Genomic DNA, 21,234 nt, shown 5'->3' on the forward strand with positions numbered 1-21,234 from the left:
GGTGGTTTCGCCGGCCGGTTCGTCGTCTGGGCCGCCAGTGTCGTGAAGACCACCGTCGAGATCGTCCGGAAGAAGGAAGGCCAGAAAGGCTTCCAGCCACTCCCGAGACGCTGGGTGGTGGAACGCACCCTGGCGTGGATCACCGCACATCGCCGCCTCGCCCGTGACTACGAACGCGACCCGGCCAGCTCCACGGCCTTCGTCCACTGGGCCATGATCCGCACCATGGCCCGCCGCCTCGCCCGCCACGCTCCCGTCCCACGCTGGACCCCCCGAAAGACAACCGAGAGCTAAACAACATCAAGATTCAGGACAGGCACTGAGACCGACCGCTGAGACCGGCCGCGGCGACCGCTGAAGCCCGCCGCGGCCCCGGGGCCCGCGGAGACCCCGCCGCGGAGCCACCCACCGCCGAGCCTTCGCCTCGAGGACCATCACTCCTCGACGGCTGCTGCCGGGTCCGCTGACCGGCAGCGGAGCGGGCCCGGGACCAGTCCGGTCCCGGGCCCGCTCCCTCTTCTCGACTCCGACCTTCTCGACCCTGGCCTCCGCGGCCCTGACCTTCGTGACCATGGTCTTCGTGAGGTGGTCCTCGCGGTCGTCCGCCGTCCCGGCTCGGCTGCTCGCTCTTTTGTTTCTTCCTCGCCGTTTCAGGCTCGATCTCGCCGAATTCCGACCCGGAAGGGCGAGCAGGCAATCAAACGGCGAGCAGGCCGCCCGACGCTTTGGGAAAATTCATTCGATAAATGACGGTTTGGCGATCAGGGGTGAGCCGACAGCGTGGGGCGGGCGTTGAGCTGCCGCAGCACCCGGTTCTCATGCTCGAACCCGAGCTCGGAGACTCCCGCCGGCTCGATCACGAAATGTGCCCCGGCCGTCGGGGGCAGACCCAGCCACCGCGCCACCAGTACCCGGAGCATGTGGCCGTGCCCGACCAACGCCACGTCCCCGTCCGCCAGCAGCGGCACCACCCGGCCGAGGACGAGGTCGGCGCGCCGCCCCACCTCCTCGGCCGTCTCCCCGCCCGGCACCTCGCCGGAGAAGACCGTCCAGCCGGGCTGGTCCTCACGGATCCGCGCCGTGGTGACGCCCTCGTAGTCCCCGTAGTCCCATTCGGCGAGCTCCGGCCAGACGACGCAGCCCTCAGCTCCCGACGGGCACAGGCCCGAGATCTCGGCGGTACGCGTCGCCCGGCGCCGCGGGCTCGTCGCGACCAGGGCGAACCGCCGGCCCGCCAGCACCGCCCGCAGCGCGGCGGCCTGACGCTCACCCGTGGCGGTGAGGGCGATGTCGGTGTGCCCGGTGTGCCGGCCGGTGCGACTCCACTCGGTCTCGCCGTGCCGAATCAGCGTGACCCGGCCGGCCGGAACCTCCGCCGGGGTCACCGCCGGGGTCACCGCCGCCGGCGCCGGCGCCGGCGCGCCCCCAGGAGCAGCACGACCACCCCGGTCACCAGCGCTACCCTCTCCCAGCGAACCGTCCGCACCACCTGGGTCGGGCCGCTCTCGGCCGCCGGCGCGCCGTCCGCGCCCGGTGCCGGGCCTGCCGGGCCCGGCAGGCCACCGCCGAGCGTGCCGCCTTCGATCACGCCGGCCTCGACCGCCCGGCGCCCGGTGAGCGCCGAACCGAGCGCGGACGGCGCCCCGCCGCCCGGGGCGAACCGCTCGCGCAGCTCAGCCACCTTGGCCCGGACCTGCTCGTTCGCTCGTTCGGCCACCCGCTTCGGACTGACGATCTCCGCGATCGCGTCAACGGTCTCGGCCAGCTCGGCGCGGGTCTGTTCGATCTGACGCTGGATGACGGCCGGATCCTGCGGCACCGATGTCGCCCTCTCGGTTCTCTTACTGGGTGGACGGGGCGGGCTGACGACCCGACTCGATCGTGCCAGACCAGCACCTCCGCAGCGCGACGAAACGGCGGACCATCTCCGCGGACCTGCGGGTTCCGGATGACCGGCGCCGCGCCGCCGGCGCTCACGGACCTGGTCAGCACTCCGGCCGGGCCGCCCCAACCGTTCCGTGTGAGTTGTGCCCGTCGGCCCCTTATCGGTCGACCCCCCTCGTGGGAGGACGACCCTCCCGCGGGACGACGTGCCGCCGGCCGGACAGACATGCGCCAACCCGGGCAGACGTCCGGCAGCCTGAGCAGACGTCCAGCGGGCTGGGCGCGGACCCGGACGGGCGTCAGGCCCGGTCCGGTCGGGCTGGGGCCGGCACTACGCTGGAACCGTGCACGTCGGCCGGTACGGGGCGCGGTTCACCGGCCTGGCCCACCGCCTCCGGTCCGCGGTGCTCCCAGGTCTCGCGTTCGCCGTGCCCATGGTCGCACTCGCCCTGCTGGCCCACCTGCCGACCGTGCACACCGGGGCACCCGCGCCCGCCGGCGTCGCGCTGTCCGTGGCCGCCCTCGTCGCGCTGTGCGCCGCGAGTGATCTCATTCGCACGGCCCGCACGGCCCGGTCACGGGGCGGCCCGCCTGACGCCACGGACCCGCGCACGGGCGGATGGCGCCGGGTCGGTGGTCCCCGTTCGTTCCCCGCGCTGCTCGGTATCCAGGCCGGGTTGCACATCGTGCTCCTCGCCGGACCCGGGCGCCCCGGGCCGCCCGGTGCCAGCTCACTCGGCGGCCTGCTCTGCGCGCCCGGTGGCACGCTCGCCTCCCCCGGCCAACTCGCGGCGGCACTCGCCGGCCGGCCACTCGGCGCCCCGCCGACCACCGGGAACGGCGACTGGGCCGCCGCGGCGGCCCGACTGTCCCGGTACGGCCTCCACCGCCACGAGCTGACCGGCCTTTATCCGCAGGGCCATGGCGTGGCGGTGCTGCTCGGCCACACCCTCGCCGCCGCCGCGGCCTCCTGGTGGACCAGCCGCGGCTGCCAGGTGCTGCGGGCGGCCTGCCTGGCACTCGGGTCCTGCCTGTCCGCGCCGCGGTCTCCCGTCTCCCCGGCGCCGTTCCCGCGCCGGATCGTCCGCGCACCGCGCCTACTCACGCTTCGGGTACTCGACCGCCCGTGGGCGGTGACACCCTCCCGAGGCCCGCCAGCCGTCGCGAACTGCTGAAACGGCGCAGGCCACGCGGCCTGTGCCGGATGCCGCGGGCCGGCCCTGATCCGTTCGCGATCCGTTCGCGATCCGTCATGGGCTCGGCCCCGAGTACTGGTGCGCCGTCGGCGGTGCCCGCGCGTCGACCGTTCCGACCCAGCCGCCCCAGCGGCATGGTTCGCGCCGGTATCACCCAGATCTTCGCAGGAATCAGGTGTCCGTGACCAGGAATTCATTCACTATCAGCCACCTAAAGACTACACTCCGCAGGCGACCGTCATCCGCACTGTTGATCGGGATCGTCGTCGCCATCAGCGCGACACTCGGCGCGTGCTCCAACGGCGGTGACGGTACCGGGGTGACGATCGTCGACGCCGGCGGAACCGACGGGGGCCTACACGGCGTTGTCCCAACCGAACGCTTCGCGAAGCCGGCGCTCAACCTGACCGATACCGACGGGCGCCCTTTCGACCTTCGCGCCCGAACGCAAGGGAAGATCACTCTGCTTTTCTTCGGCTACACGATGTGCCCGGACGTCTGTCCGACCACCATGGCCGACCTCGCCGCGGCCCTGGACGAGGTCGACCGGTCGGTGCGGGACCAGGTCTCGGTGGTGTTCGTCAGCACCGACCCGGACCGTGACACCGCCCCGGTCCTCGATCGCTGGCTCAACCAGTTCGACGCGAGCTTCGTCGGCGTACGCGGGCCGTTCGAGGACGTGCGGGCCGAGGCCGAGTCGATCGGCGTCCCGTTGGAGGCGCCGAAAGTCCAGGCGGACGGATCGGTCCTGGTCACCCACGGCAGCCAGGTCATCGCCTTCGGCCGGGACGCCCGCGCCCGCGTGCTCTACCTGGCCGGCACCCCGGTGGCCGACTACGTCGCGGACCTCCCCGTGCTCACAGCCGAGACCCTCGGTACCGACCAGCGCGACGCGACCGCGACGCCCGGGGTGACCAGCTCGCCCAGGATGACCACTTCACCCGGGGCGACCGCGACCCCGAGGACGACCGGGGCGACCGGGGCGACCGGCACCACGAACGCCGTCCAGCGAGCCGGTGTCAGCCGGCCGGCCCAGGCCGCCGCCGGATGACCGGAACCACCGGAACCACCGGAACCACCGCGGTCACAACGGCCACCGCCGCCACAGGGTCCGCCGTCGGCGGGGACGCCGGGCCGCCGCGCCCGCGCCGGTTCGCCCGCGTGGCCGGCACCGTGCTGCGGGTGGGCCTCGGGATCGTCTGGCTCACCGCGGGCGCACTGAAGATCAATGACCCGGACGGCATGGTGCGGTCCGTGCGGGCGTTCCGGATCCTGCCCGAGGCGCTGGTGGACCCGGTCGCCTACGCCGTGCCGTTCGTGGAGATCGCGCTCGGTGTGCTGCTGATCGTCGGCCTCGCCGTCCGGCTGGTCGCCGCCATCTCGGCGGTGCTGTTCGCCGTCTACATCGCGGCGATCGCGTCCGCGTCCGCCCGCGGCCTGCGCATCGACTGCGGCTGCTTCTCCTCGGGCGGCGATCTGACATCCGAGGCACCCACCCACTACACCCAGGAGATCGTTCGCGACAGCGTGCTGCTGCTGGCCAGCGGGCTGCTGGCACGGTGGCCCGCGGGCTACCTGTCGGTCGACCGGCTCCTGAACGGACCCGCACGACAGCCCCTCGACGACGAGGACGACCTTCTCGGGAGCACCCATGGCATCGCGGACGAGGAAGACAGCGCGGACGTCGGCGCCGACCGGCCGTAGTTCCGGCGACACCGACGCCGACAGGACCAACGCCGCCAGAACCCCACCCGGCGGGACTCCGCCGGGGAAGACCGCGGCCGGCGGCACACCCGGCACCCCGTCGGGGTCGGGGCAACGCATGACGGCCGCGGCTCGGCGGGAGAAGGTCGTGGCGGCCCGCGCGGCGACGGCCGCCCGGGAACGACGGCGCAGGCAGCTCATCATCGGCGCGGTCGTCGCCGCCGCGATCGTCCTGATCGGGGTGATCGGCTTCGCCGTGCAGAACTCACGGGAGGAGTCCAAGCCGGTCGTCCTCCCGGCGAGCGCGACGGGACCCGACAACGCGATCGTCGTCGGGCAGGCCAACGCGCCCGTCACCCTCGATCTCTACGAGGACTTCCAGTGCCCCGCCTGCGGGGCACTGGAGAGCACCACCGGCTCGACGATCAGCGACCTCGTCGACTCGGGCGACATAAAGATCAACTACCATGTCATGTCGTTCCTCGGCGACGAGTCGAAGCGGGCGGCGAACGCCGGCGCCGCCGCGGCCAACGAGGGCAGGTTCAAGGAGTTCCACGACGCCCTGTTCGCCGACCAGCCGGAGGAGCACACCGGCGGCTACCAGACCGACACCCTCATCCAGAAGGGCGCCTCGGTGGGCCTGACCTCGGCCGCCTTCGTCAACGCGGTGCGGGACGGCACGTACGACGGCTACGTCGCGAAGGTCGACGGGGACGCCTCCCGCAGCGGCGTCACCTCGACCCCGACCGTGCTCGTCGACGGCAAGCCGCTCTCCGCCGACCAGCTGACCCCCGACGGTCTGCGCGCCGCCGTGTCCGCGGCGGCCAAGGACTGACCGGGACCTCCGAACTCCTCGGCCGGCCAGCCGATCGGCTGGCCGGCCAGTGGTCTGCTGGAGGGTCAGTGGTCTGCTGGAGGGTCCGCCTCCCGGGTGGCCTGCCGGCCGTGGGGCCCGCTTCGCTCGCGATGCCACTGCCACGTTTGCCGGCCCGCCGGAGCCACGACTAGCTTCTCGGTCATGACCGAGACCGAGACCGCCACCGCCGCCCGGCTCTCCCCCGGCAACCCCGCCCCGGAATTCACCCTGCCCGACGCCGACGGCAAGGACATTTCGCTGGCGTCGTTGCGCGGACGCAAGGTCGTCGTCTACTTCTACCCGGCCGCGTCCACGCCCGGCTGCACGAAGCAGGCCTGCGACTTCCGCGACAACCTCGCGCTGCTCAACGACGCGGGTGTCGACGTCCTCGGGATCTCCCCGGACAAGCCGGCCAAGCTGGTCAGGTTCCGGGACAACGAGGGCCTGACCTTCCCGCTGCTCTCCGACCCGGAGCGGACCGTGCTCACGGCCTACGGAGCCTTCGGCGAGAAGACGATGTACGGCAAGAAGACCGTGGGCGTCATCCGCTCGACGTTCGTCATCGACGCCGAGGGCAAGATCGAGAAGGCGCAGTACAACGTGCGCGCCACCGGCCACGTCGCGAAGCTGCTGAAGGAGATCGGCCTCGCCGGCTGAAGTCGGCCGGCTGAAGTCGGCTCTCGCCGGCTGATCGCCGGTCCTCCCCCGTCACTCACGTCACTCAGCTCGCGACCCGCAGGTCCCATCGCAGCAGCACGTTGTCCGGGCGGGCGGGATCGACCAGGACGGGCACCCGGCGGCGGAGCTGGCTCGAAATACCGCCCCGGGCGTCACCCACCGGGCTCGGCCCCGCCTCGTCCGCGGGAACGACCGCCCGGCGCATGACCGGGTAGGGCTCCTGGCCCGGGCGCTCCACCAGCAGGTGCACCTCGGCGACGGTGCGCCCGTCGACGCGCACCCCGGTGTCGCTGACGGTGTCGATGACCGCCATGGTTGCCCGGCCGTTGTCGATCAGACGGCGGGCCCGGTCCCGTTCCTCCCGCACGGCGGCGGGAGACTGGTCGAGGCGATCCAGCGAGGCGTCCGCGATGGTCGTCATGAAGATCTTCCCCCAGAGGCATCCAGGCGCCCACCGGCGCAGGTACACCCTGCACCCGGACGGGGCTGCCTGTCGGTCGCGTCGGCGACACCCGCCCCCTGGGGGCACTGTTGGGTCGACGACACCTGGTCCGGCTCGTGCTCCGTGGCAGCACCGTGCGCTACTCCCTTGGGCCAAGCGGTCATCGGCGCTGGTCACAGTCCTGTCCAGCCCACGCCATCCCAAACCCGACGAAGCCTCCCAGATGCGACGAGGCAAACGTCGACCCCGATGAATGTGATCGAAGACATCGCCCCGGACCCCCACGGCAGTCAGCCGGAGCCGGCCATCTCCCCGCCCACTCCGTCCTGGCCTCCTCCGCCCTGGTCTCCATCAGGCCGGCGGCAGGATCCGACCCCCGCTCCCCCATCCCGTCCCGGGGACCGTCCCGCGACTCGCTAATCTGGAGGGACGCGGGAGTGGCGGAATGGTAGACGCAGCAGACTTAGGATCTGCCGCCCTAGGGCGTGGGGGTTCGAATCCCCCCTTCCGCACCCCCTTCCGCCCTCGGGGCTCCGGGCGGCGGTTTCCCTTTGTTCGCGGCGGTCAGGCGACCGGCGTGATCGTCCGTCGACCGCTTCGCGGTGTCCGACGGCGTCCGATCGTGTCCAGCGGGGTCCTGTAGTTCGCGGCACAGCCCCGGCATCCGTTCTGCCAGCGCCCGGCGCGCCCGGGACGACGGGACGTTCCGGAGCGCCCCCGCACGTGGATATTGGCGCTGTGTGGATGATTGCTCGCTATGAGCGTCAGCGGGGGACGTAGAGCGGCACAACGCCTGATCTGGCGGACAACCGGCGGCGCGGCCGTGGCCGACACGGCCGCCACCCGCTCCGGAGACCGGGGTATCGAGAAGGCCGCCGACCGGCTCGCCGACCTGGTCCGTGACCAGTGGGACACCGAAGCGACCCGTCTCGGCGTCGGCCACCCGCCGCTGGAGGTGTTCTGGCAGGCCGCCGACGCCGATCTGGTCCACACCTGGGCGGAACTGCAACAGCAGGCCGCCGGTGGACGAACCGGACCGGTGTCTGACCCCCCGGACAGCGGACCGGGCGACCTCGCCGGTAGTGGCGCGTTGCTCGCGGCCTACGACCGCAGCCCCTGCGGGCGCCTCGTCGTGCTCGGGGAACCCGGGGCCGGCAAGACGGTCCTGCTGGTGCGGTTCGTCCTGGATCTGATCGCCCGCCGCCAGGCCGGCGAGCCGGTGCCGCTGCTGGTCCCGCTGGCCTCCTGGAACCCCGACTGGCAAAGCCTGTACGACTGGCTGGAAGCCCAGATCCTGCGTGAGTACCCCCACCTGTCCGCCGTCGACGCGGCTACCGGTGACACCCGAGCTGGAGCGCTGCTGCGCGCCGGGCTGATCCTGCCGGTCCTCGACGGCCTGGACGAGATCCTCGCCGGCGGCAGTGACCAGGCCCTCGCCTCGATCAACGACGAACTCCGCAGCGACATCGGGCTCGTCCTGAGCTGCCGCACCGACGAGTTCCGCGCAGCCGTACATCCCGACCCCGACCGGCGACCGATCCACCTCGACGGCGCCGCCGGCATCCGCCTCACCCCCCTCACCTCGACGGCGATCAGGGGCTATCTGCTGGCCGGCGCCCGCGACGACGGCCCAACCCGATGGGCACAGACCCTGACCGCGCTGGCTGACCCGACGTCGTCCGTCGCCCAGGCGCTCACCACCCCGCTGACCGCCTTCCTCGCCAGCACCGCCTACAACCCGCGGCCCTGGGAATCCAGCCGGGGCCTGCCCAGTCCCACCGACCTGTGCGCCCTGCCCACCGCGGCCGCCGTCGAACAGCACCTGCTCGCCGGGTTCATCCCCGCCGCCTACCGGCCATACCCCGGGCAGCCGACCCGCTGGACCATCGAGCAGGCCACCCGCTACCTGACCTTCCTCGGCCATCACCTCGAACACCGCATGTACACCACCAGCCTCGCCTGGTGGGAAATCCCCGACGCGACCCCGGGCACCTACCGGATCCTCACGGGCGGGCTCACGGGCGGGCTCACGGCCGCACTCACGATCGCGCTTGTGGTCGGGCTTGTGACCGGGCCCAGGGACTGGCCCACGGCCGGGCTCATGTTCGGACTCCCGTTCGGACTCGTGGCCGGGTTCGCGGCCTGCCTCACGTTCGCGCTCGCGGGCGGGCTCGGGCTCGATGCCCCGGTGGGCACACGATCGAGCGTCGATCCCACGTACACCCTGAGCCAGGACCGCACGAGCGCCCTCGCGTTCGGACTCGCGTTCGCCCTCGCGATCGGACTCATAACCGGACTCATGACCGGACTCATGACCGGACTCGCGGCCGGGTCCGTGATCATGTTCGCGTTCATGCTCGCGATCGGACTCGCGGCCGGGCCCGCGTTCGTGCTCGCGATGGGGCTCGCTTCAGCATGGGGACGACTTGGGCTGGCCCGACTATGGCTGGCCGCCCGCCGCCAGCAACCCCTGCGCCTCATCGCCTTCCTCGAAGACACCCACGCCCGCGGCGTCCTGCGCCAGGCCGGCGCGGTATGGGAGTTCCGCCACGCCAGCCTCCAGCGCTACCTCGCCGGCCCGCCCTGAGCCGCGTCACATGCCCCCGCCGGCCCCGCACCGCGTGCGATGGGACATGAAGGCCCCCTCTCGCACTGCCTGACCAGGAGCGGAGGCCCCGCCCCTCATCTCGTCAGACGCCCGCCCACCGCCCCCCCCTTCCCGATCGTCCGGGCCGATTGGTCACGGATTGGTCACAGCGCCGCGGAAGCCGCGGCCGGGCCGGGGCCGGGGCCGGGGCCGACGGGCGCGGACGTCGCGGCCCGGTGGCCGGGCCGGCCGCCGGGCCCGGCGGCCAGCCCGTCACACCCCTCGTCCTGCCGGGTTGTTTATCGGGTCGGGATCGCCACGATCACGCTGGTGCCGGTGTGCTGCGCCGTCGGCTGTACCTGCGGTCCGGGGGCGGGCTGGCGCAGGCCGATGAAGTATGTGACCACGCCCTCGAAGTCGCCACCCGACCGCACCTGGACGACATTGGTGGTCGCGCGGACCGGGAACAGGTTGCGCGGAGCCGTGGCCCTGCCCTCCTCGTCATGGGCCGCCGCGTTGCGGAAGACCACCTTGACGAAGGACCGGCCCCGCACGGCGACGGGAAGGCCGGAGCCATCCTGTAGCAGTTCCGAGGCCGGCACGTACTGGACGGTGACCTCGGCGGGGGCGGCCGGCTGGAAGTGGAACCGGACGAGGTCCACGCGGGCACTGGCCGCGTGTGCCGCGCTGATGCCTGTCAGGACCGGCGTGACCGGTGTGACCGGTGTGACCGGAGACACCGGTGCGGCCGGAGTTACCGTTGGCCCTCCGGCTCGCGCCGGAACCGCCACGAACAGCAGACCCAGGACCAGTGCGACTGTCGCACCAGAAATCGCGTGTGCCATCCTCATGATGCACCACCCATTCCTTTTTCCTGGAGCGGAGAACACTGCTCTGGTGTGCGGACGGGCCGATCGGGTTGTCGGGCCGTCCGGCTGATCCTGATTGCCACGAGAAATCCGCGGAGGACAAGGCCGGTCGGATCGGAGGAAGTCGGTTTCAGCTCGCTGGCCGGAAGTCGGATGGATGGCGAGTGGTGATGGATGTCGGCATGGGCCCACCCCCGTTCGTTGCCGACCAAGCATGCGCGAGCGCCGGGCGGCGCGCCATCGCTGCCGACCTTCGGCGGCCACCCCACCGGCTTCTCGCCAGCCAGATCACCCGCACCGGGGCTTTACGTACGCGGAGTCGGCGCACGTGGTCGGCGACTGCTTCAGTCGAACTCGTTGTCCACGTCCGGGGGCCTAAAGGGATCCGAACCATTGCCCCACCTGTACTCTGCGGCAGATATCGTGAACCCCGTATGGCAGCGCCTCGCCCGGGTCCCGGGAACCGCAGCGTTCGCGTATCCGCCGCTTCGAACGCGTGGTTGGCGGAGCCCGGCACCGGGATCCCCCTCCCGCGCCCTTCGACCAGGCGCGTTCCCGCGGGTCGGGGCCGTCCGGGGGCGAGGCGGCGCGGGTGGGATTCTGGGCGGGTGAACGCCCTCGCGATCCGGGTCGCTCGGCCGGACGACTACGACGCCATCGCGGCGGTCGCGGACGACTGGTGGGGCCGGCCCGGCGGCGCCGCGCTCTCGCGGCTCTTCCTCGACCACTTCCACGGTTCAAGCCGGGTCGTCGAGGACGACCACGGCCTGGCGGGCTTCCGCCGCCGCCTCGGCTTCGCCGTCGACGGTCCCGTCCCTGACTACAACGGCCCAGGACGACCCATGATGGTTTTCCGGCGCTTTCTGACGGATGATTCGTAGCCCGGCAAGGGACGCCCACTCACATCCAGGCCGAGAACTGGAGCTTCTCCAGGATGCTCCTGGCATGGTTTTTCACCGTGTTCTCGCTGATCAACAGGCGGCGCGAGATCTCCTGGTTCGCGCACCCCTCGACCATGAGCCTGAGAACGTCCAACTCACGGACGGTAAGGCCTGGGATCACCGACGGCTTGTCCGAGCGTGCCACGGCGGCGAATTCGCTCATGATCCGCGATGCCACGCTCGGACCGATGATGCTCGCCCCGTTGTGAACCGACTGGACGGACGCGGTGAGCTCGTCCATCGACCGCGGTTTCAACAGGTAGCCCATGGCACCCGCCCTGACGGCACCGAAAAGGTGGTCCTCATCGTCACTCGCCGTCAATATCAGGATCCGCACGGACCAAAGAGCACGCTTGAGCACGCTCACCGCCCGAATGCCACCTTCGTAGGGTGCCTCGACGCCCACCAGCGCGACATCCGGGCGGGATTCGGCGGCGAGTGTCACGGCCGCCGGGCTGTTCGCCGTGCCGCCCACGACCTCGATGTCGGCCTCGGCGTCCAGCGCCGCCTCCATCTCGCGGCGGGAAAGGACGTGGTCGTCGACGACAAGCACATGAATCGGCACGGACACGGGAGCATTCTAAAACAGGTAGTCGGGCGAGTCGGCGCGTTCGACACGCGCCCGACACGCGCGCCCGGTCAGGTCGACGCAGACGGGCAATGGCGACTCAGCCCACCACCTGGACGTCGACCGTGTGGCCTTCCGGGTCCTGGAGCACATGACGACCCGGCGCGAATCGCGGATCGCCCAGGTCCGCTCGCCGTATCGTGAGCCCGATCCGGACCCGTCCCGTCGACCCCCGGGTTCCTGCCGGGTAGAGCTCGAGAACAGTTCCGTCAGCGAAGGTGGCGGCGTAGTGGTCGGGGCCGGTCCCATGACGCTCCCGGCTGAACTCCAGACCGAGATCTCGGTAGAACCCGTGACAGGCGGGGAGGTCGGAGCAGTACAGGACGATCAGATTCATCCTTGCGGCCGGGGAGAGTCGCCGCTGCCAGGGGTGGGTGGCGGCGAGTGCGTCACTGAGCCAGCGTCGCCGATCTGTCGCCAGCAGCGGAAGCACGGCGGCGAAGTCAGTCTCGTCTTTCGGGCGTGACGCCTGGGACTTGTAAAGGAGCTGCACCTCCGGCGCGACATAGGGGATGCCCGTGGGGCCGGCGTGCCCGAACGAGGAGACCGGACGGCGGATCCGGGGGTCACGCCGCGACACCCAGTCCGTCCCGGCGGCTTCCTCCAGCATGACCTGGATCCGCCACGGCCCATCGGGAGTTTGCCGGCACCAGATGTCGTGGATGCCGAACGGCAGCGTCTCGCCCGGTTCCCAGCGCCGCAGTGTGCCGGGAGGATCGGCGGCCCACCATTCCCACCCGGCCAGAACCCGCTGGACGGCCAGGTGGTCCCGGCGGAGCACGGCGACGTCGATATCGGAGTGCCCGCGGAACCGGTGGCCTACCGCGAGTTCGATCGCGTATCCGCCGGCGATCCACCATGGGGCGGGAAAGGCGGCGAAGACAGCGGACGTCTCGGTCAGGCTCGCGGGTTCCCAGTGGCCCGGGGGGCTGCCGGCCCTTGTCACAGGTCGTCGCCTTCTTTCCGGGTCTTCCCGGGTCCGGGCTTCCCCTGCCTTCCCGTGTCCGGGCGTCTGCGCCCCGACAGGGCGTAGTCTGCCCCGATGAAGTTCGGACTGCACCTCGGCGGGGTCAATCCCCGGTTATGGAACGAGGTCACGGAGGAGGCCGATCGGCTCGGGTACGAGTCGATCTGGGTACCTGAGCATCTCGTCGTGCCGATCTCCTCGGCGGGCAGCCCGCACCAGGGCTCGGATCATCCGCCGGTCCCGTCCAACGTCCCGATCTTCGACGCGTTGGCGCTTCTCAGCCACCTGGCGGCGCGGACGACGCGGATCCTGCTCGGCACGAACGTCTACAACATCGGCCTGCGGCATCCGTTCGTGACGGCGCGGGCGGCGACGACCGTGGACGTCCTCTCCGGCGGGCGGCTCGCGCTCGGGATCGGCGCCAGTTGGCTTCGTTCGGAGTGGGAGGCGATCGGCCTCGACTTCGACCGTCGCGGCCCGCGGGTGGACGAGGCCATCGAGGTGTGCCGGCGGCTGTGGAGCGAGGACGTCGTCGAGCACCACGGCGAGTTCTTCGACTTCGGGGCGGTCGCGTTCGAGCCGAAGCCGATCCAGCGGCCGGGCCCGGCGCTGCACATCGGTGGGGACGGGCCGGCGGCGCTGCGCCGCGCCGCGACCGTCGGCACCGGCTGGATGCCGATGAACCACAAGTTCGCCGACCTGCCCGGCTCGCTGGCCCGGCTCGCGGAGCTGGCCGAGCGCGCGGGGCGCACCACCCCCGTCGAGGTCACGTTCAACGGCGAGGTGAGCCGTCCGTCCGACGTCGCGCCCTACGCCGAGGCCGGCGTCACCCGCCTGATCGTCCGGCCGTGGACCCGTTCCCGCGAGGCGATCGACGGGATGCGACGATTCGCCGACGAGGTTCTCGCCCCACTCCAGACCGCCGACTGACCGGGCGACGGATGCGCGGGGCCGGCGGCCGCGCGGCGAAGTGAGAAGTGAGTTGTCGCAGCCTCCCCATACACCGCTGGGACAACTCACTTCGGCCGAGACACCTGAACGGGGACCCCGGGGCCTGGCCGAGGGCCGAGGGCGGGGGCTGGGGCGGCTGGCCGGGACGTCGAGGCGTGAGGGACGTCGAGGCGTGAGGGACGGGGAGGCAGATGGCCGAGGAAGCCTCCGGCGGGGTGACGGCGGAGGAACGGGAGTGGCTGCGGGTCCGCGGCGAGCTGAAGCGGCGGCGGTACCCGCTGGCCGTCCTGGCGGCCCGGGAGTACCCGCCGACCGCGCGGGTCGTCGGCACGCCGCTGCTGGCGGCACCGGGGTGGATCCCGCCCGAACCGGTGCCGATCGACGCGGTGATGATCGATCTTGACCCGGGTCGGGAGCCGCCCGCGGGGATGACCGGGCGGGAGCCGGTGAGTGCGGGCGTCCGGCCGCTGCGCGCGGACGGCAGCCGCTACGGCGGCTACGCGGCGGCGGTGGCCCAGCTGGACCCGCCGGCGCTGTTCGTCGATCTTCCCACCTACCGGCTGTACGACGCCGACCTGTCGCTGCCGGGGGCGCGCGGCACCCTGCGGTTCGGGCTCGGCCGCTATTTCGACGGACTCGACGTCGGCGAGGCCTGCGCGCACGAGTACGCGGCCGCCACGCGGGATTCGGCCGGGACGTCACCCGGCCGCCGGGGTGACCTTCCGCTGCGGCGGGCGGTGGGCCTGCCGTGGGAGCTGCACCGGCGGCCGGCGAGCATGGCCATCAGCACTCTGACAGTCCGCTGTGACCGCCGCTCTGGGACGGCCACTGTGCTCCTCCACCGCCGGGACCCGGCGAAGGTCGGGCATGCCGGTGGCCTGCTGCAGGTGGTTCCGGTCGGAGTGTTCCAGCCTTCCGCGCCGGCGGAGTGGAACATCCGCAACGACTTCGGCCTGTGGCGGTCGATCACCCGCGAGTACGCCGAGGAGCTGCTGGGCACGGCCGAGGAGTACGGCAGCGACACCCGGCCTATCGACTACGGGCGCTGGCCGTTCGCGGCGGAGTTGGCCGCGGCCCGGCAGTCGGGCGCGGTGCGGGTGTCGGTGCTCGGGCTCGGTGTCGACCCGCTGACCTTCGCCACCGATCTTCTGACTGTCGCGGTCTTCGACGCGCCGGCCTTCGACGAGCTGTTCGCCGACCTCGTCAGCACGAACGCGGAGGGCGAGAACCTCGCCCGGTTGGACGCCGCCGGGCCTGACGGCACCGACACCCGCACCGACACCGACACCGACACGCGAGCCGAACGCCGGGCACCGGGGATTCCCTTCACCGAGCGGACCGTCGACCGGCTGGTCCACCACGAACCGATGCAGGCCGCCGGCGCCGCCCTCGTCGCTCTCGCCTGGCGCCACCGGCGCCATCTGCTGGGCTGACTCCGCCGCCGAGCCGGGCCAGTCTCACAGCCGGGACCGTCTCACCAGCCGGGCTGGTGGCTCACCAACTGGACACGCCGAAGCCGTACAGGCCGGTGCCGCCGGTCGACGAGGAGCCGTCATGCCCGCGCACGCGCCGGCGCCCCTGCTCGCTGCCGGGCGGGCCGACGGGCCAGTCCTCGTCGGCGCCGTCACCGTCGCCCGTGTCGGGGCCGTCCCCGCCGGCGTAGTCCCAGCTCGACGACCACGCCTCCGACTGCCACTCCGAGGACCCCGACCACTCCGTGGACGACGACCGCTCCGCGGACGACCGCTTCGTGGACGACGACCGCTCCGCGTCGAGGTCGTGGTCGAACACGCCCCAGCCGGCCGGAAGCGGACGGATGGACGCGACGACGGACCCGATGACCCGCGGGACCACAAGCCAGGCAGTGATGTTGACCCCCAGGACGACGACGAAGATCATTGCGACCGACCACACCCATGCCGACGGCATCGGGACGGCATGCGCCAACATCCCCCCGAGAGCGATGCCGAAAACACCGGCCACCGCCACTCTCAACCGCGTCACGATGCCTTCCTACGCTCCGGACGGGGCCGGTGGGGTGGATCGACGCCAAGCCGACAGTGCCACCGAGAGCCGACGTCGCAGGTCAGCGGCAATACGGACCAAAATCGCCAGGCCTACGGACGGTGGGCCGACCGGCCGCCCGCACCGGGCCGATCGGGCATCCCACCGCCGGGCCGACCGGCCGGTCGCACTCCAGGCCGACCGACTGTCGCGCCCCGGGCCTGTCGGGCCCGACGCGCAGGTCAGTGACCACCCGGGGCCAGGGCCGGCCCCCGGGCCGCCACCGCGCCCGGCGCGGGCCCGGCCCGGAGCCGCCGCGGAGCCGACCGCCACTCCCGGGGTACCGGGGCATGATCGAGGATGCGACTGGGGTGTCACGGGCCGGGGACGGATTGGAACGACCCGGACACCTCAGTCGCGTCCTCAACCTACCTGCTCGATAGCTTTTAGTCACTGATCGATTACAGGCAGTTTTAGCCTACACCCCGTTTGCTGCCCCTGTCCCTGTATGGCGTACCCACCTGGACGCTCCGGGCGACCCTTGGGAGGGGCCCGGCGTCGGAGGGCTGCCGACCGGGAGAGATCGGTCACGATGACACGTCGAACGGTTCGTCCTTACGCTGTCCGGTGAGGCACCACCGGGCCGGCACAGCGCCGGCACGGGCCGGCGGCGCGGCCCGCGGCCCGGCCGTCCCAACAGGCCCGGCTCGGCGAGATGCCGGCGGACGCGAAGGTCGCCCAACGGCGACGTGCATGTCCGGGACGAGTCGTCTGTCCGGGATCGGACATCGGTTTCGTGATGACAGCCACAGGGTGAGCAGCAGGTTTCCGGCTTAGTCTCATCGCTCATGAGCGGCGCGCCCATCGGGGTGTTCGACAGTGGAGTCGGTGGTCTCACCGTCGCGCGCGCGATCCTGGATCAGTTGCCGGGAGAGTCGCTGCTTTACATCGGCGACACCGCGCATGCCCCTTACGGACCGCGGCCGATCGCCGAGGTGCGCCGGTACGCCCTCGCCGCCCTGGACGAACTCGTCGCCGCGGGTGTGAAGCTTCTCGTCATCGCATGTAATTCCGCCAGCGCGGCATGCCTGCGCGATGCCCGGGAACGCTACGACGTACCGGTGGTCGAGGTCATCGTGCCCGCGACCCGCCGTGCCGTCGCGGCAACACGGAGTGGTCGAGTGGGAGTCATCGGAACGGTCGCCACGATCACCAGTCGGGCCTACGAGGACGCCTTCGCGGCGGCCGCGGGCACCGAGCTGGTCAGCGTGGCCTGCCCGGCCTTCGTCGACTTCGTCGAGCGCGGCATCACGTCCGGCCGGCAGCTGCTGGGACTGACCGAGGCGTATCTGGCACCGTTGCAGGAAGCCGATGTGGACACAGTGATTCTCGGATGCACCCACTATCCACTGTTGACCGGCGTCATCGGTCTCGTCATGGGAGAGGGCGTCACACTCGTGAGCAGCGCCGAGGAGACGGCCAAGGACACCTACCGGGTGCTCGCCCGTGACGGTCTCTTCCGCGACCCCGACCTGCCACCCCCGGCGCACAGCTTCCGCACCACCGGTGATCCCGCCGCGTTCGCGCGGGTGGGCCGCCGTTTCCTGGGCCCCGAGATCACGGCGGTGAACATCGCGCCGGCGACGGCGCCCCGGCAGGCTCAGGCGGTGGGACGATGAAACTGACGATCCTGGGCTGTTCCGGCACCTACCCGGGCCCGACCTCGGCCTGCTCGTCCTACCTGATCGAGGACGAGGGCTTCCGGCTCGTCCTGGACGCCGGCAACGGCTCCATGGGTGAGCTGCAACGGCACTGCGACCTCCGGGACGTCGACGCGGTGCTGCTGAGCCACCTGCACGGCGACCACTGCCTCGACCTGGTCGCGACGTCCTACGCGCGGCGCTACCACCCGGAGGGGATGCCGCCCAAGCTCCCGGTGTACGGGCCGATCAACACCCAGGAGCGGCTGTGCGGCGCGTTCGAGCGCTGGCCGGACGACTCCCTCGCCGACATCTACGACTTCCGCACGATCGGCCCCGGCCGGCTGCACGTCGGGCCGTTCGCCATCGACCTGGCCCGGGTCGCGCACCCGATCGAGGCGTACGGGGTGCGGGTGGCGGCCGGCGGGAAGACGCTCACCTACTCCGGCGACACCGGTGTGTGCGACCGGCTCGTCCGGCTGGCCCGCGACAGCGACCTGTTCCTGTGCGAAGCGTCGTTCCTCGACGGCGAGGACAACCCGCCCGACCTGCACCTGACGGGAAAGGACGCCGGCGAGCACGCGACCCGCGCCGGTGTCGGGCGGCTGGTGCTCACCCATCTCGTGCCCTGGGGCGACGTGGAACGCACCCACGCCGAGGCCGCAGGCGCGTTCGACGGCGATCTGACGCTCGCGAGCACCGGCACCTCCTACGAGATCTGACCCGTCCGAGCAGGTCCGAGCAGGTCCGGGCGGGTCCGAACGTGCTCGCGGGCCGTCCGCCGTAACCTGGGCCGGCCTGCGCCGATAGGGTCTCCTCCCGTGATCAGAGTCGATGGCAGAACCACGGACCAGCTCCGGGACGTGACGATCGAGCGGGGCTGGCAGGAGCACGCGGAGGGGTCCGCGCTGATCTCCGCCGGCCGGACCAGGGTGCTGTGCGCCGCCTCCGTCACCGAGGGGGTGCCCCGGTGGCGCAAGGGCAGCGGCCTGGGCTGGGTGACGGCCGAGTACTCGATGCTGCCGCGGGCCACGCACACCCGCAACGACCGGGAGTCCGTCCGCGGGCGGATCGGCGGGCGGACCCATGAGATCTCCCGACTGATCGGGCGCAGCCTGCGGGCCGCGATCGACCTGAAGGCCCTCGGTGAGAACACGATCGCCATCGACTGCGACGTGCTGCTCGCCGACGGCGGCACCCGCACGGCCGCGATCACCGGTGCCTACGTGGCGCTCGCCGACGCCTGCCGGTGGCTGGGACGTCCCGCGGCGATCGTCACCAGTGTCTGCGCGGTCAGCGTCGGCGTGGTCGGCGGGGTACCGATGCTGGACCTCGCCTACACCGAGGACTCGACCGCCGACACGGACATGAACGTGGTCCGCACCGGCGCGGGTGGCTTCGTCGAGGTCCAGGGGACGGCCGAGGGCATCCCGTTCGAGCGGTCGACGCTCGACGAGCTGCTCGACCTCGCCGTGGCCGGCTGCACCCGCCTCACCGAGCTCCAGAACGCCGCGCTGGCCACCCCGCCCGCCGCCGGTCCGCCCGCCCCGGCCCGCGCCGGCGCCGGCGCCGGCAAGGGCACGGGCGCGGGGTCGCGGTGACCTCGGTGGGCGCGGCACCGCGCCAGGTCGTGCTGGCCAGCCGCAACGAGGCGAAACTGGTCGAGCTGCGTCGCATCCTCACCGCGACCGGGCTGGACGTCGACGTCGTCGCGCTGCCCGACGGCCCCGAGGTGCCCGAGACCGGTACGACCTTCGCCGAGAACGCCCTGATCAAGGCACGCGCCGCCGTGGCTGAGACGGGTCTCGCGGCGATCGCCGACGACTCCGGGCTCACCGTGGACGAGCTCGCCGGGATGCCCGGGGTGCGCTCGGCGCGCTGGGCGGGCCTGCGCGGCGGGAGCCGGGCCGACCGGGACGCCGCCAACAACGCCCTGCTGCTGGCCCAGCTCGACGACGTCGGCGAGGAGCGGCGCGGCGCGGCGTTCGTGTGCGCCGCGGCGCTGGTCACCCCGGACGGCGTCGAGCACGTCGTCTACGGCACCCTGCGGGGGCGGCTGCTCACCAAGGCACAGGGTACGGGGGGCTTCGGCTACGACCCGTTGTTCGTCGCGGAGGGCTCGACCCGGACCAACGCCGAGCTCACCGCGGACGAGAAGGACCTGATCAGCCACCGGGGCCGGGCGCTACGCAGCCTCGCCGCGTTCATCGGGACGATGGCGCCGCCCGCGCGCTGAGGCGCTGGGCGACCGCGGGGCCCCGGGCGGCCCGGGGCCCCGCGGCTCCACGTACGGCGCTCAGGCCCAGAGCTGCCCCTCCAGCGCGGCCTCGGCCTCGGCGAGCGTGCCGGCGTAGGCGCCGGTCGACAGGTACTTCCAGCCGCCGTCACAGACGATGAAGGCGATGTCGGCCGCCCGCCCCTCCCGCACCGCACGGTCGGCCTGGGCGAGGGCGGCGTGCAGGATCGCCCCCGTCGAGATCCCGGCGAAGATCCCCTCCTGCTGGACGAGCTCGCGGGTGCGGCGCACCGCGTCCCGGGGACCGACCGAGTACCGCGAGGTCAGCACCGAGGGGTCGTAGAGCTCCGGGACGAAGCCCTCGTCGATGTTGCGCAGCCCGTAGACGAGTTCGCCGTAGCGCGGCTCGGCCGCGACGATCACGACGTCGGGCTTGTGCTCCCGCAGGTAGCGACCGGTACCCATCAGCGTCCCGGTGGTGCCGAGCCCCGCCACGAAGTGGGTGATGCCCGGCAGGTCCGCCAGGATCTCCGGGCCGGTCGTCTCGTAGTGCGCCTGCGCGTTCGCCGGGTTGCCGTACTGGTAGAGCATCACCCAGTCCGGGTTCTCCGCCGCGAGCCGCTTGGCCACCGCGACCGCCTCGTTCGAGCCGCCGGCCGCCGGGGACGAGACGATCTCGGCCCCCCACATCTGGAGCAGCTGGCGGCGCTCCACCGAGGTGTTCTCCGGCATCACGCAGATCAGCCGGTACCCCTTCTGGCTGCAGACCATCGCCAGCGAGATCCCGGTGTTGCCAGAGGTGGGCTCGAGGACGGTCGCGCCCGGGGTGAGCAGGCCGCGCTTCTCCCCGTCCGCGATCATCCACAGTGCCGCCCGGTCCTTGATCGAACCGGTGGGGTTGTCCTGTTCCAGCTTCGCCCAGAGTCGGACCTCCGCAGAGGGAGACAACCGGGGTAGTCCGACCAGCGGGGTACGGCCTACCGAGTCCACCAGGGAGTCGTAACGCATGAGTAGGGACCTGCCGCCCTGTTCAGAGGAGCCGGGTGGCCATGCGGGACGAGATCGGCACCCGAGCGCACCCGCCGGCCAGATCCTCGGTGGCCGAGCCGACCGAACCGGCCGCGGCGGAGCCACCGGCGACGGCGGGGAGAATCGTGACCTTGTCGCCGTCGCTGAGCTTGGTGTCGAGGCTGCCCAGGAAGCGGACGTCCTCGTCGTTGACGTAGATGTTGACGAAACGGTGGAGCTCGCCGTCACCCTCGCCGGAGATCAGCCGCCCGCGCAGCCCGGGGTGCCGGGAGTCGAGGTCGTGGAAGAGCGCCGCGAGCGTGTCGCCCGTGCCCTCGACCAGCTTGGCGCCTCCCGTGTAGCTGCGCAGGATCGTCGGCACACGGACCTGGACTGCCATGGTGCTCCTTCCTCGGGTGCCGCCGGCGGGTCCGCCGCGGCACGCCGCCCGGCCTGGGCGGCGGTGGTACTGCGTCCTGGGTGTTGCACATCGTGGGTACTGCAACATCGTGGGTGCTGCGTCACGGGTACTGCGTCGTGAGTGCTGCGGGACGGCTCGCGGGCCGGCGTGGCCGGGTGCCCA

Annotated in this window: 23 protein-coding genes and 1 tRNA gene; 15 read left to right on the forward strand and 9 right to left on the reverse strand. The window is 72.0% G+C overall.

The window, feature by feature from the left end; translation table 11 throughout:
* Positions 1-294: transposase (locus B056_RS0123040; protein WP_018504217.1), on the forward strand; the 294-nt coding region annotated here is incomplete at its 5' end.
* Positions 295-761: 467 nt separating this feature from the next.
* On the opposite strand, the gene B056_RS0123045 is transcribed toward B056_RS0123040, so the two are convergent.
* On the reverse strand, positions 762-1,385 hold the full coding sequence (locus B056_RS0123045) for a histidine phosphatase family protein (RefSeq protein WP_026240037.1): 624 nt from the start codon (positions 1,383-1,385) through the stop codon (positions 762-764).
* A gap of 8 nt (positions 1,386-1,393) precedes the next feature.
* The gene (locus B056_RS0123050; RefSeq protein ID WP_018504219.1) at positions 1,394-1,819 is read right to left on the reverse strand and encodes a DUF3618 domain-containing protein; all 426 of its coding nucleotides are present in this window, start codon (positions 1,817-1,819) and stop codon (positions 1,394-1,396) included.
* 409 nt (positions 1,820-2,228) lie between these two features.
* Between B056_RS0123050 and B056_RS0123055 the strand changes: the two genes are divergently transcribed.
* The 5 genes from B056_RS0123055 to bcp all read left to right on the forward strand — a co-directional run bounded on the left by B056_RS0123055 (position 2,229) and on the right by bcp (position 6,297).
* Positions 2,229-3,059, forward strand: a complete 831-nt coding sequence (locus B056_RS0123055; protein ID WP_018504220.1) for a hypothetical protein — start codon at positions 2,229-2,231, stop codon at positions 3,057-3,059.
* A 340-nt stretch (positions 3,060-3,399) separates the two neighbouring features.
* Entirely contained in the window at positions 3,400-4,131 is a 732-nt protein-coding gene (locus B056_RS0123060; protein ID WP_230203138.1) for an SCO family protein, read from the forward strand.
* Entirely contained in the window at positions 4,128-4,784 is a 657-nt protein-coding gene (locus B056_RS0123065; RefSeq protein WP_018504222.1) for a DoxX family protein, read from the forward strand. The genes B056_RS0123060 and B056_RS0123065 overlap by 4 nt, the downstream gene beginning before the upstream one ends.
* 118 nt (positions 4,785-4,902) lie before the next feature.
* Positions 4,903-5,619, forward strand: a complete 717-nt coding sequence (locus B056_RS0123070; RefSeq protein ID WP_018504223.1) for a DsbA family protein — start codon at positions 4,903-4,905, stop codon at positions 5,617-5,619.
* A gap of 183 nt (positions 5,620-5,802) precedes the next feature.
* Positions 5,803-6,297 (forward strand): thioredoxin-dependent thiol peroxidase, encoded by a 495-nt coding sequence (gene bcp / locus B056_RS0123075; RefSeq protein ID WP_018504224.1) that lies wholly within the window; start codon positions 5,803-5,805, stop codon positions 6,295-6,297.
* A 64-nt stretch (positions 6,298-6,361) separates the two neighbouring features.
* On the opposite strand, the gene B056_RS0123080 is transcribed toward bcp, so the two are convergent.
* Positions 6,362-6,739 carry a hypothetical protein gene (locus tag B056_RS0123080; protein ID WP_020572650.1) on the reverse strand — a complete coding sequence of 126 codons (378 nt, stop codon included), beginning with the start codon at positions 6,737-6,739 and terminating at the stop codon, positions 6,362-6,364.
* Between the two features lie 452 nt (positions 6,740-7,191).
* Here B056_RS0123080 and B056_RS0123085 point away from each other — a divergent pair.
* Positions 7,192-7,272: transfer RNA gene (locus B056_RS0123085), tRNA-Leu, on the forward strand.
* 245 nt (positions 7,273-7,517) lie between these two features.
* Positions 7,518-9,347 (forward strand): NACHT domain-containing protein, encoded by a 1,830-nt coding sequence (locus B056_RS0123090; RefSeq protein ID WP_063826655.1) that lies wholly within the window; start codon positions 7,518-7,520, stop codon positions 9,345-9,347.
* Positions 9,348-9,646: 299 nt separating this feature from the next.
* Here B056_RS0123090 and B056_RS0123095 read toward each other — a convergent pair whose 3' ends face one another.
* The gene (locus B056_RS0123095) at positions 9,647-10,198 is read right to left on the reverse strand and encodes an AMIN-like domain-containing (lipo)protein (protein WP_026240040.1); all 552 of its coding nucleotides are present in this window, start codon (positions 10,196-10,198) and stop codon (positions 9,647-9,649) included.
* A 626-nt stretch (positions 10,199-10,824) separates the two neighbouring features.
* Between B056_RS0123095 and B056_RS0123100 the strand changes: the two genes are divergently transcribed.
* Positions 10,825-11,097, forward strand: a complete 273-nt coding sequence (locus tag B056_RS0123100) for a hypothetical protein (protein ID WP_018504228.1) — start codon at positions 10,825-10,827, stop codon at positions 11,095-11,097.
* Positions 11,098-11,116: 19 nt separating this feature from the next.
* Here the strand turns inward: B056_RS0123100 and B056_RS0123105 are convergent, their stop codons facing one another.
* Complete coding sequence (locus B056_RS0123105) at positions 11,117-11,728, reverse strand: response regulator (protein WP_026240041.1); 612 nt, start codon at positions 11,726-11,728, stop codon at positions 11,117-11,119.
* Between the two features lie 97 nt (positions 11,729-11,825).
* Positions 11,826-12,731, reverse strand: coding sequence for a nucleotidyltransferase domain-containing protein (locus tag B056_RS0123110; RefSeq protein ID WP_018504230.1), 906 nt, complete (start codon positions 12,729-12,731; stop codon positions 11,826-11,828).
* A 96-nt stretch (positions 12,732-12,827) separates the two neighbouring features.
* Here B056_RS0123110 and B056_RS0123115 point away from each other — a divergent pair, with 96 nt between their 5' ends.
* Both B056_RS0123115 and B056_RS0123120 read left to right on the forward strand, forming a co-directional pair.
* On the forward strand, positions 12,828-13,682 hold the full coding sequence (locus tag B056_RS0123115; RefSeq protein WP_018504231.1) for a TIGR03619 family F420-dependent LLM class oxidoreductase: 855 nt from the start codon (positions 12,828-12,830) through the stop codon (positions 13,680-13,682).
* A 212-nt stretch (positions 13,683-13,894) separates the two neighbouring features.
* Entirely contained in the window at positions 13,895-15,136 is a 1,242-nt protein-coding gene (locus tag B056_RS0123120; RefSeq protein WP_018504232.1) for a hypothetical protein, read from the forward strand.
* Between the two features lie 61 nt (positions 15,137-15,197).
* Here the strand turns inward: B056_RS0123120 and B056_RS0123125 are convergent, their stop codons facing one another.
* Positions 15,198-15,707: a hypothetical protein gene (locus B056_RS0123125; RefSeq protein WP_026240042.1), complete on the reverse strand. Its 510-nt coding sequence runs from the start codon at positions 15,705-15,707 to the stop codon at positions 15,198-15,200.
* Between the two features lie 848 nt (positions 15,708-16,555).
* On the opposite strand from B056_RS0123125, the gene murI reads away from it, so the two are divergent.
* From murI to rdgB, 4 genes are all read left to right on the forward strand, one after another.
* On the forward strand, positions 16,556-17,386 hold the full coding sequence (gene murI, locus B056_RS0123130; RefSeq protein ID WP_018504234.1) for a glutamate racemase: 831 nt from the start codon (positions 16,556-16,558) through the stop codon (positions 17,384-17,386).
* The gene (locus B056_RS0123135) at positions 17,383-18,129 is read left to right on the forward strand and encodes an MBL fold metallo-hydrolase (RefSeq protein ID WP_018504235.1); all 747 of its coding nucleotides are present in this window, start codon (positions 17,383-17,385) and stop codon (positions 18,127-18,129) included. Before murI ends, B056_RS0123135 begins: the two co-directional genes overlap by 4 nt.
* A gap of 99 nt (positions 18,130-18,228) precedes the next feature.
* The gene (gene rph, locus B056_RS0123140; RefSeq protein ID WP_026240043.1) at positions 18,229-19,008 is read left to right on the forward strand and encodes a ribonuclease PH; all 780 of its coding nucleotides are present in this window, start codon (positions 18,229-18,231) and stop codon (positions 19,006-19,008) included.
* 5 nt (positions 19,009-19,013) lie between these two features.
* A complete protein-coding gene (gene rdgB, locus B056_RS0123145) occupies positions 19,014-19,643 on the forward strand; it encodes an RdgB/HAM1 family non-canonical purine NTP pyrophosphatase (protein ID WP_154677197.1) in 630 nt (209 codons plus the stop codon).
* Between the two features lie 60 nt (positions 19,644-19,703).
* Here rdgB and B056_RS0123150 read toward each other — a convergent pair whose 3' ends face one another.
* Positions 19,704-20,651, reverse strand: coding sequence for a PLP-dependent cysteine synthase family protein (locus B056_RS0123150; protein ID WP_018504238.1), 948 nt, complete (start codon positions 20,649-20,651; stop codon positions 19,704-19,706).
* Positions 20,652-20,673: 22 nt separating this feature from the next.
* Positions 20,674-21,051, reverse strand: a complete 378-nt coding sequence (locus tag B056_RS0123155) for a MoaD/ThiS family protein (RefSeq protein WP_020572651.1) — start codon at positions 21,049-21,051, stop codon at positions 20,674-20,676.
* Positions 21,052-21,234 lie beyond the last annotated feature (183 nt).

It is taken from the genome of Parafrankia discariae, from assembly GCF_000373365.1.
GTDB classification, from domain to species: domain Bacteria; phylum Actinomycetota; class Actinomycetes; order Frankiales; family Frankiaceae; genus Parafrankia; species Parafrankia discariae.